Source organism: Enterococcus sp. GPZ-007 (assembly GCF_059374735.1).
In genome coordinates this window covers 1-10,082 of the sequence record NZ_JCAFYN010000078.1, presented here as the reverse complement: position 1 = coordinate 10,082, position 10,082 = coordinate 1, and the positions used below count along the sequence as shown (strand labels likewise).

The following is a 10,082-nucleotide window of genomic DNA, read 5'->3' as shown; positions in this document are numbered from 1 at the left end:
AAAGATAAATAAGTGCTCTTTATTTACTAAATGTCAAATTAAGCTGGACAAATTTTCTTCATTCATCTAACTCAAAAATACCTCCAACGGTGTTCGGTAATTCAATGACCTTCTAGGAAGATAATTTCTCCTAAATTTGATGATTTATTACAAGAAAAATTTAAAAATTCCGAGTTTAGTGCCGGTTTCGAAAAATTAGAAAGTGCTATCTTCTTAACCAATGCTAGAGTACATGCAGGGCTTACTCAAAGAGAACTTGTGGCTTTAGCTCATGTTCCTCAATCGACCATTGCAAGGATTGAACGAGGAGATATTCCGAGTTTAGACACACTCTCTAAGTTGGCGTAAACCATGGAGAAAAATGTAAATGTAGCTATTCATTGAGGATGAGATAATTGATAAAAGTGAAAAATACGAGCTTTCGCCAGATACCTTGCGCTATTACGAGGGCATCGGCGTGATCCCGCCAATCGCTCGGGACAAAAATGACTATCGAGCTTTTTCTGAAAAGGGTTTGAACTGGGTTTATTTTGTCAAAGTTTTAAGAATTGCCGGTGTCTCGACTGAAGGACTGATCGATTATGCTAGTCTTTCACGGGAAGGCGGCGAAACCTTAGAGTCACGCAAAGGGATCTTACAGGAGCACTTGGACGATGCGGAGACAAAAATCAAGGGCTTGGAAGAAGCGAGAGATTGTTTTATTAAAAATGAGATCGAACTGGATAGTGCCTACGTTTCTACCTCGGAAAGAGCCTGCGATACGTTGGAATTGATGACTGACTTGGATTATTCACGCGTAAAGGGTCTTAAGGAAAGGAATTTTGGAGAACTGGAAGCTGAACACGAGTACCTGAATCCGTCGCTGCCTTATGGCGATTTTTTCACTGCTTTTGGTGGGAAAGGAGAATAGGAATTCCAAGATCGAATTGATCAAACGATTCTGGAATTAGCTCAAGCGGATAAAGGGAAAAATATTTTGATGGTCTCCCATGGGGCCCGTCTGCGGATAATTTGTTATGAGAACATACCAGCAAGGTGGAGCGCAAGGGGAGAATTAAGAATTGCTGAATCTTAAAATTCGCCTTCGAGCATGATCAATTCGGGTTACTGGAAATCATAATTTCACTTGCATTATGTAAAGCTAAAAGGGATTCTACTTTACGTTTGTTAAGTAGAATCCCTTTTTACTTTCCTATTTTATTCTATTTCAGGATTATTTGACAAAATGCCGTTTTCGATCCATTTGTTTTTCCTCTTGAAATCAGCCAGGTTTTCTTGATAGTTTTTCGCATATAAAAGTGAAAAGAGTGTATCTAAAATATACTCAAAAGCAATCTGTGACGAAAAGGTACTGACTTTGATAAAATCCAGTTCTTCTTGGCTGAATACAATCGACTGGGTAGCGAGAGGGATCAAGTTTGAAGAGCTATTGCCGGTCATTAAAATCGATGGCACATTTTCATTTAAAAAGTGCTTCAGCATCCGTTCGTATTGCGGTACGCGTGCGCGATAGGTGATGAAAATCGCACAATCTTTGCTAGTGAGACTGGCGGCGTTCCAGTCTTCATCCGCGTATTCATCGGCAATGATCAAAAATTTATTGATTTTCACCAGCTTATTTTGAAAGCTGCGGGCGCGAATCTGGGAATCCCCTTGAGCAAATAGAAAAATCCGCTCAGCATTAGCCAACAAAGCTGCCGCTTCATCAAGAATTTGATCATCCAGTTGAGCGTAGGTGCGCTGAACCGTATTGATGGTCAAGTCCGCGATTTTCTTGGCGATCTCTTTGGTGGAATCTTGCGGCAAAAAAGGGAAATTGGCATCGACGGGGTTCGAACGATACATGTCACTGTGGGCGATCTCAGAAACAGCGACACGAAAATCACGAAACCCCTCATAGCCCATCTTTTGCGACAAACGGATCACCGAAGAGTGGGAGGTATAGGTATTCTTGGCGAGCTCCGCCACATTAATGGCCGGAATCTCCGCCAAATTCTCTAAAATATAGTCGGCGATTCGTTTTTCAGTATTGGTTAAATCCTGCTGCAGGCGCAGCTTGTCGATTAAAAGCATGTAATCAGCCTCCTGTATGTTTGTATTTACTGAACGTCGTTAGATAGATTTAAGTAAACTGAGTAGAAACTTTACGAACGGAAAGTTTTCAGCGATATTTCTTTACATTTTGAAAGTATTAAGCGACTTGGCTTAACGCTCTGCCAAAGGTGAAAAGAATGTCGACATCCTATCCATCATACCGTAATTTCACTATTTTCAGAAGAAATGTTCTTATCTGCGCTCAAATTCTGGTATAAATGTTCAGAAATCACGTCTGATGAAACGAATGCTTGGATCAAAAGACCTGTTTTGCTGAAAAGGCTTCTCAATAAAATGGCGTCTTCTATAATAGAAGTATCAAAGAAAACTTGGAGGGATTTATTCATGTTAACTATCGCATATATCGGCAACGGAAAGAGCACCAATCGCTATCATTTACCATTTTCAACTAAATTAACCGACAAGATCAAGGTCAAAACCATCTATTCACCCAGCGGCAAGATTACGTGGGAGAAGAATCCGGGAACGCATTACACCTCTGATATCAACGATATTTACGCGGATCCAGAAATTCAGTTGGTTGTTGTGACGACACCAAGTCCGCTGCATTTCAAATTAGGCAAAGAAGTTCTGGAGCACGGAAAAAATGTTCTGATCGAAAAGCCGTTCACGGAAACTTCCGCAGAAGCCAAGGAATTATATCGTTTGGCAGATGAAAAAGGCTTGTTTATTCAATGCTATCAAAATCGTCGCTACGATTCTGATTTCTTAACCGTTCAAAAAGTGATCGAAAGTGGTGTGCTGGGAGATTTGCTGGAGGTAGAGATGCACTATGATTATTTCCGTCCAGAAGTTCCTGAGAGTGTAGAGCATTTTTCGATTGGAACAAGTTATCTATACGGACATGCTTGTCACACCTTGGATCAGGTAATCTCATATTTCGGCGAGCCGGACGATGTACATTATGAAGTCCGCCAGCTTTTAGGGGATGATCGGATGAACGATTACTTTGATTTGGATCTGTTCTATGGCCGCATGAAGGTTTCGGTGAAATCCAGCTATTTCCGTTTGAAGGAGCGCCCAAGCTTCGTGGTTTATGGCAAGAAGGGCGTCTTTGTCAAAGAAACCAAAGACCGTCAAGAGGAGCATTTGAAAATGTTCTATATGCCGGAAAACAAGGATTTCGGTATTGATTTGCCAGAGCACTATGGTACGCTAACTTATATAGACGATGAAGGCGTTTTTCATGAAGAAAAGGTTGTATCAGAGATTGGCGACTATAGTCGTGTCTACGAGGATATCTACGAAACGCTGATCAACGGCAAACCAAAATCCGTCAAAGATGAAGAAACGCTGCTGCAAATCGAGATGCTGGAAAAAGGCATCCAGCAGGTCGCAAAATAGCATAGAAAGAAGGAGTAGCAATGAAATTAGCCATTTTTGGTTCCGGCAAGATCGTACAGGAATTCTTGGCGATCACGAAGGATTTACCTGAGATTGAATTAAAGGCCATCATGGGAACGAAGCGAAGTCAGGAAAAAACAGAGAAAATCCAAGCAGAGTATGGGATCGAAGCCTCTTACACAGATATTGATGAGTGTCTGCAAAGCGACGCCTTCGATACGGTCTATGTAGCGGTACCCAATCACCTGCATTACAGCTTCTCCAAAAAAGCGCTGGAAGCTGGCAAACACGTAATTTGTGAGAAACCCTTCACCTTAAAAGCCGCTGAGTTGTTGGAGCTGGAACGAATTGCTTTGGAAAAGGATTTGGTCTTGGTGGAAGCCATCACCAATCAATATATGCCAAATTATCAAGGAATCAAAGAAGCTTCTCAAAAAATCGGCAAACTAAAAATCATTGAATGCAACTACTCACAATATTCTTCACGTTATGACGCCTTTAAAGAGGGCACGATTTTACCAGCCTTCAACCCGAAGATGGGCGGCGGGGCATTGATGGATATCAATATCTACAATATTCATTTGGTTGTCGGTTTGTTAGGAAAACCGGAACGTGTTCAATATTATGCGAACATCGAGCGGGATATTGATACATCTGGCATGCTGCTGCTGGATTATGGCGATGTCAAAGTCGTCTGCATCGGTGCGAAGGATTCAGAAGCGACGATCCGTTCAACGATCCAAGGAACAGAAGGCTCAGTGATTGTCAATGGACCGACCAATACTTTGGATAGCTACAGCACTCAAACGCTAGCGGGGGATATCGAAACCTTTGATCATAAGGACCATCCACATCGGATGTACGATGAATTCAAGCTTTTCAATCAAGTGATTGAAACCAAAGATATGGACTTTGTTAAGAAACAGCTCGATCACAGCAAGACCGTGATGGAGATTGTCGAAGCAGCGATCAAGGATGCAGGAATCGTATTAGGTTAACGAAAAGAAAGTAAAACCGGCAGAAACTTTACGAACGTAAAGTCTCTGCCGGTTTTTGCTTATTGAGCTAGTGATGAACATGGCATGGAGACACTCAACATTGAAGGATTTCTTAGCGAGTCGGAAAACGATTTTTCAGCAGTAGTAAATAGTTTGTCGAGTATCGCTACACAAATACTATCAAGGCCAAGGTGGTTAAAAGTAAATATATACCAGTGAAAAGACTTGTCTAACAAAGGTCTTTTATTTTTGAGTAGTCTTTCTACTAAACTAACTTGACTTAAAGTACACTTCAACCTTTATGCTAGTACTAAACGGAGGTGGAGAAAATGAAAAAGTTAATCTGGTTATTAGCTGCTGTATTATGTCTAGGTGCCTGCGGATCGGGAAATTCAAATTCTGATGAAACGAGTACCGACGGGACAGATAGTCAGACAAGTGAACAGTCGGAAGCGAAAAAGGGTGAAGGAGTTGGAAACATGGGGAAATCGCTGATTGTGTATTATTCATTAACTGAGAATACAAAAGCTGTCGCTGAGGAAATTCAAAAACAGGTGAGCGGAGAGATATTGAGGATTGAAACGGTGGAACCTTATCCTGAGGTTTACGATGAGGTTTTAGATATTGTGCGTGATCAGAGGGAAGCAAATGAATTGCCGGAAATTACGAAGCAAGAGGTTGATTTATCTGAGTATGACCGGATTTTTCTTGGAACACCAATTTGGTTTGGTGAACCGGCTTTACCGGTAGACAAGTGGATCAGTGAAAATTAGTTGTCGAACAAGACTATTTATCCATTTTTCACCAGCGGCAGCAGCTCCATCAATGAATCCATGAGTCATTACAGAGAATTGCTAGGTCAATCCACTCTTGGAAAAGGATTAGGCATCACGTCTTCGGATAGAAGCAACTCATCGAAGCTGGTGAAAGATTGGTTAGCGGAAATTGCCAACTAGAAAAAAATCAGAGAGAGCCGAACGACTTGGACTATCGTAATTTTGATAGAAAATTGCTCGTTCGGTTTCCTTTTGTTAAGTATTTTTCTGAAAAACTTTACGATCGGTAGGTCTTATCGCTATTCTCTATACATAGACACAGCTTAAAGTTCACTTTAAATCGAAGGAAAAGCCTGCTAAAATTAAATTGAGCAGAAAAGGAGTGGGGATACATGAATATATCAGAAGTGGCAGCACAGTTTGAAATGACACCAGCGACCATCCGCTATTATGAAAGAGAAGGTTTGATTCCGCCGATCACTAGAAATGAATCTGGAACCAGAGATTTCCAAGAGGAGGATTTGAACTGGGTCGAGTTTATCAAATGTATGCGGGATTCGGGACTATCAATTGATTCGTTAGCCAAATATTCTGAGCTGTATCAACAGGGGGAAGGCACTTTGGTGGAGCGTAAACAAATATTAATGGATGAGTATCAAAAGCTACTGGAAAAGCAAAAGCTGATCAATGGAACGGTCGCTCGTTTAGAACAAAAGCTCGACAACTATGACCAGATGATCCAAGAATGTGAGCAGCAAATGTTTTCCAGTAAATCAGCGCCAGAAAAAGCTTGGTAGGCTATTTTTTGATGAAGTAGTCGAACTGATAGTAAATACATCGTAGAGTCTCTTTGGAAATACTTAACAAACGTAAAGCCGAATGACAATTTCACTTTCCGAAAAGAAAGTAAATAGTTATTCGGCTTTTTTTGTTTGTATTGAATTAATTAATTTTCTCTTTGATCAGATCAATCAAGCCTGCACAACGAAGACTGTTTTCCAGCGTCATGATCGGATTTTCGATTTCTTTTCTATTAAAAGAATTGTGCATCACTTCGATCTCTGAATAAAAATCATCATGATCATAAGGAATATCGAATTCTTTCGTCTCGTTTGCTGTAGTCAGAGTAAAACTCGTCGCTCGGTGGAAATTCGGCATCGTAATGGTGCCTTTTGTCCCAGTAATAACGGCGACGGTTTCTGTCGTTCGATCAAAACCAGTTTCGATGACCGCTTCGAACTGATCGTGAACCAGCGAAGCCTTAACATATAGATCGATTTGATTTTCATGAAGCTTGTAGTCCACCGTTCTGACCTTTAAATCAGCCGGACTGAAATCCTCGATCAATGAAAGATTATAGATTCCCATATCCAGCAGCGCACCGCCTTGTTTCGGCATGTAGTGATAGTGGGTCTTGTCTTCAGGCATCTCCCGACAAAGCGAGGTGAACACTTTGGTGATTTCACCGATTTCTCCAGCCGAAATCAACTCGTGAGCCACACGATAAGCTGGCACAAAGCGGCTTTTCATGGCTTCCATAAATAAATTATTTTGTGTTCGAGCAGTTTCAGCAACAGCCTTCATCTCCGCCGCATTCATAGTAGCCGGTTTCTCGCATAAAACACCTTTACCAGCTTCTAGTGCTTTGATGATCCATTCGTGATGATAAAGATGGGGCAAAGCGATATAAACCAAATCAATTTCAGGATCATCCAGCAGCAGCTGGTAGTCATCAAAAATCTTCTCACAAGGATGGTTGCTTTGAAATGCCTTCGCCTTTTCCATGGTACGACAGGCAACTCCATATAGCTGCGCCTCAGTAAAATTCGATAAGCTTTCCGCAAAACGATTGGCAATGTTCCCAGCGCCAACAATTCCCCAGTTGATCATAAAATGCACTCCTTTTTTAATTACTTAACGGATTCGATAAAATCCCTTTTTTCCATGATATCGTATTTTTTTTCAAATTAACCAAGTTCTTTTGAAACTCCTTGGCGTAAATAATTGAGAACAAGGTATTCAAACGCGACCTACGATGAAAACGTACTGACCTTCAAAAATTTCATTTTTATCATTATCAAAGACGATCAGTTGAGTCGCTAGTGAGGTCAAATTAGTCGCATTCCAGTCACCTCATGATAATCATAACTTACTTCCAAGATAAGCAGAAGAGAAAATCAGCTTTGGGTTTCATTCTGATAAAAAGACCTCCCCTTAGAAGTGATTTACTATATAACCGTTTTTTTGTTCTCATACATTCAATACAATATCGTTTTATAAAATTTCCATTTGACTTAAAGTGAACTTCAAGGTTTATACTAAACATACTCAATATTCATAGAGTAATCGGAATATTGCTTTAGGATTAATGCAGCTGTTTCTTTTCCGATTGTCATACAAACTGAAATTGAAAGGAATGGAATGATGAAATCGACAATTTTTGAAAAAGCGGGTCTAGTAACGGTTCAAGAAATTGAAAAGCCAAAATTACAGGCGGAGGATGATGTGATCATCAAAGTCGTCCGAGCATGTGTCTGTGGTTCGGATCTTTGGTCTTATTCTCACGGCGACAACAAGGAAGCACATTCTGTGAATGATGGTCACGAAGCCTTGGGGATCGTGGAAGAAATCGGCTCCGCCATCACCACCGTGAAGCCAGGGGATTTTGTTATCGTGCCTTTCACACATGGCTGTGGGGAATGCGATGCTTGCCGTTCTGGTTTCGATGGAACTTGCGATCGTCACCAAGGAGCGACTAACTGGTCACATGGGTTCCAATCAGAGTACATTCGTTTCCATTATGCCAATTGGGCATTGATTAAAATTCCTGGACAACCTTCTGATTATACTGAAGGAATGATTAAGTCATTGCTGACCTTGGCAGATGTGATGCCAACTGGTTACCACGCTGCGCGTTGTGCTCATGTAGAAAAAGGCGACAAAGTGGTTGTCATCGGTGACGGGGCTGTAGGTCAATGTGCCGTCATAGCTGCGAAAATGCGTGGGGCCTCTCAAATTGTTCTGATGAGCCGTCATGAAGATCGGCAGGAGATGGCCTTACAATCAGGAGCAACAGCTGTGGTCGCTGAACGTGGCGAAGAAGGTATTACAAAAGTTCGTGAGATTTTAGGTGGTGGTGCGGATGCTGCACTTGAATGTGTGGGGACAGAAGCCGCAATCGATCAAGCCCTGGGAGTCCTTCATAACGGCGGCCGTGTTGGTTTTGTCGGTGTGCCGCATTACAATAATCGCCCACTTGGTTCCACATTTGCGCAAAATATTTCAGTCGCTGGCGGTTCAGCATCCGTAACAACGTACGATAAGCAATTTCTATTGAAAGAAGTTCTGGATGGAAATATCAATCCAGGTCGCGTGTTTACCCAGACCTACGATTTAGACGACATTAACCAGGCGTATCAAGATATGCAAGAGCGTAAAACGATCAAATCGATGGTTGTGGTGTCTGATTAGGTTCGAGATTGACAGTTCACACTGTGTTTTAGGTGAAATATTACTACTTACTATTTATCGTAGGTTATAGAAAATGGCTTTGAGAGATGTTTTAAGGTAGATGCAAAATAGAATGATACTATTTTCGAGCATAAGCAGAATTTCTGTTTATGCTTTTTTGAATCCCTTGAAAAAAAGGCTTGCCTTGAAGTGAACTTCATAGTGTAAGGTAAAGAAGTTATCTTAGCTAAAATTGGAGGGAAAAGCATGGACTACGTAAAATTCGGCAATACCGGTATGGATGTTTCGCAGCTTTGTTTAGGAACGATGGGCTTTGGTGATCCCAACAGTGGATTTCACGAGTGGGTGTTGGAGGAAGAAGAGAGCCGACCAGTGATCAAGAAGGCGTTAGATCTAGGCATCAACTTTTTCGACACGGCAAATGTATACTCCTATGGCGCAAGTGAAAAAATTCTTGGTAGAGCATTAAATGATTATGCCAATCGCGATGAGATCGTGGTGGCGACTAAAGCCTATACGCAAATGAAGCAGGCCCCCAATAGTCGAGGATTATCGAGAAAGACATTGCTTTATCAAATCGATCAAAGTTTAGAACGGCTGCAAATGGATTATGTCGATCTCTACATTATCCACCGCTGGGATTACAATACACCGATTGAAGAAACGATGGAGGCTCTTCACGATATTGTAAAATCAGGTAAAGCGCGCTATATCGGTGCTTCGGCGATGTATGCTTGGCAATTTGCCAAGGCGCAGGCAGTGGCGGATAAGCATGGCTGGACCAAGTTTGTCTCAATGCAGAATCATTTGAATTTGCTCTATCGTGAAGAAGAACGGGAAATGCTGCCATTATGCGGCGATCAAAGAATCGCGGTGACACCCTATAGTCCGTTGGCGGCTGGCCGTTTGACCCGTGATTGGGAGGCAACCACAAAACGCTTCTTAACCGATACAACCGCGAAATCGAAATACGATTCGACAGAAGAACAGGATAAAATCATTGTAGAACGAGTAGCAGAAATCGCCGATAAGTATCAAGTGAAACGTGCCCAAGTCGCTTTAGCTTGGCTATTGCAGAAGGAACAAGTGGTGGCACCGATCATCGGGGCAACGAAAGAAAGTCATTTGACCGATGCATTGCCATCCCTTGATTTAAAGCTAACACCAGAAGATGTTACCTATTTAGAAGAAGCCTATCTGCCGCATCATGTGGTAGGTGCAATTTAACTTTCCGAATGTAAACTAAAAGCGTTCAAAACCTTTCAATTGGAAAGTTTTGAACACTTTTCTTTTCTGAATTTATTCAATCAATATAAGACAGAGAAAAGAACCCACTCTTTTTAAGGTGGTAGCCATGTAGTGATTTCTCCTGTTCAAA

The 10,082-nt window shown here is 41.6% G+C and carries 10 protein-coding genes and 1 pseudogene; 9 read left to right on the top strand and 2 right to left on the bottom strand.

Features of this window, described 5'->3' with window-relative positions; all coding sequences use genetic code 11:
- The first annotated feature begins 120 nt into the window (after positions 1-120).
- Together AC4J95_RS20655 and AC4J95_RS20650 are read left to right on the top strand one after the other, a co-directional pair.
- Positions 121-348 carry a helix-turn-helix domain-containing protein gene (locus AC4J95_RS20655; protein ID WP_494551477.1) on the top strand — a complete coding sequence of 76 codons (228 nt, stop codon included), beginning with the start codon at positions 121-123 and terminating at the stop codon, positions 346-348.
- A gap of 31 nt (positions 349-379) precedes the next feature.
- Positions 380-1,075 (top strand): annotated as a pseudogene (locus AC4J95_RS20650) (histidine phosphatase family protein).
- A 122-nt stretch (positions 1,076-1,197) separates the two neighbouring features.
- Here AC4J95_RS20650 and AC4J95_RS20645 read toward each other — a convergent pair.
- Entirely contained in the window at positions 1,198-2,073 is an 876-nt protein-coding gene (locus tag AC4J95_RS20645) for a MurR/RpiR family transcriptional regulator (protein WP_494551476.1), read from the bottom strand.
- Positions 2,074-2,439: 366 nt separating this feature from the next.
- On the opposite strand from AC4J95_RS20645, the gene AC4J95_RS20640 reads away from it, so the two are divergent.
- From AC4J95_RS20640 to AC4J95_RS20620, 5 genes are all read left to right on the top strand, one after another.
- Positions 2,440-3,459, top strand: coding sequence for a Gfo/Idh/MocA family oxidoreductase (locus AC4J95_RS20640; protein ID WP_494551475.1), 1,020 nt, complete (start codon positions 2,440-2,442; stop codon positions 3,457-3,459).
- Between the two features lie 20 nt (positions 3,460-3,479).
- A complete protein-coding gene (locus AC4J95_RS20635; protein WP_494551474.1) occupies positions 3,480-4,457 on the top strand; it encodes a Gfo/Idh/MocA family protein in 978 nt (325 codons plus the stop codon).
- A 329-nt stretch (positions 4,458-4,786) separates the two neighbouring features.
- The gene (locus AC4J95_RS20630) at positions 4,787-5,230 is read left to right on the top strand and encodes a flavodoxin (protein WP_494551473.1); all 444 of its coding nucleotides are present in this window, start codon (positions 4,787-4,789) and stop codon (positions 5,228-5,230) included.
- Positions 5,231-5,413: a hypothetical protein gene (locus AC4J95_RS20625; protein ID WP_494551472.1), complete on the top strand. Its 183-nt coding sequence runs from the start codon at positions 5,231-5,233 to the stop codon at positions 5,411-5,413.
- A 212-nt stretch (positions 5,414-5,625) separates the two neighbouring features.
- Positions 5,626-6,030 carry a MerR family transcriptional regulator gene (locus AC4J95_RS20620; protein ID WP_494551471.1) on the top strand — a complete coding sequence of 135 codons (405 nt, stop codon included), beginning with the start codon at positions 5,626-5,628 and terminating at the stop codon, positions 6,028-6,030.
- 145 nt (positions 6,031-6,175) lie between these two features.
- Here AC4J95_RS20620 and AC4J95_RS20615 read toward each other — a convergent pair whose 3' ends face one another.
- Positions 6,176-7,123: a Gfo/Idh/MocA family protein gene (locus AC4J95_RS20615; protein WP_494551470.1), complete on the bottom strand. Its 948-nt coding sequence runs from the start codon at positions 7,121-7,123 to the stop codon at positions 6,176-6,178.
- Between the two features lie 534 nt (positions 7,124-7,657).
- Here AC4J95_RS20615 and AC4J95_RS20610 point away from each other — a divergent pair.
- Positions 7,658-8,704: a zinc-binding dehydrogenase gene (locus AC4J95_RS20610; RefSeq protein WP_494551469.1), complete on the top strand. Its 1,047-nt coding sequence runs from the start codon at positions 7,658-7,660 to the stop codon at positions 8,702-8,704.
- A gap of 246 nt (positions 8,705-8,950) precedes the next feature.
- Positions 8,951-9,931 carry an aldo/keto reductase gene (locus tag AC4J95_RS20605; protein ID WP_494551468.1) on the top strand — a complete coding sequence of 327 codons (981 nt, stop codon included), beginning with the start codon at positions 8,951-8,953 and terminating at the stop codon, positions 9,929-9,931.
- The last annotated feature ends 151 nt before the right edge of the window (positions 9,932-10,082 follow it).

Coding starts and splice junctions, on each gene's coding strand:
- AC4J95_RS20630 (WP_494551473.1), top strand. CDS start 4,787: ATGAAAAAGTTAATCTGGTTATTAGCTGCTGTATTATGTCTAGGTGCC.
- AC4J95_RS20645 (WP_494551476.1), bottom strand. CDS start 2,073: ATGCTTTTAATCGACAAGCTGCGCCTGCAGCAGGATTTAACCAATACT.
- AC4J95_RS20620 (WP_494551471.1), top strand. CDS start 5,626: ATGAATATATCAGAAGTGGCAGCACAGTTTGAAATGACACCAGCGACC.
- AC4J95_RS20635 (WP_494551474.1), top strand. CDS start 3,480: ATGAAATTAGCCATTTTTGGTTCCGGCAAGATCGTACAGGAATTCTTG.
- AC4J95_RS20605 (WP_494551468.1), top strand. CDS start 8,951: ATGGACTACGTAAAATTCGGCAATACCGGTATGGATGTTTCGCAGCTT.
- AC4J95_RS20640 (WP_494551475.1), top strand. CDS start 2,440: ATGTTAACTATCGCATATATCGGCAACGGAAAGAGCACCAATCGCTAT.
- AC4J95_RS20610 (WP_494551469.1), top strand. CDS start 7,658: ATGAAATCGACAATTTTTGAAAAAGCGGGTCTAGTAACGGTTCAAGAA.
- AC4J95_RS20615 (WP_494551470.1), bottom strand. CDS start 7,123: ATGATCAACTGGGGAATTGTTGGCGCTGGGAACATTGCCAATCGTTTT.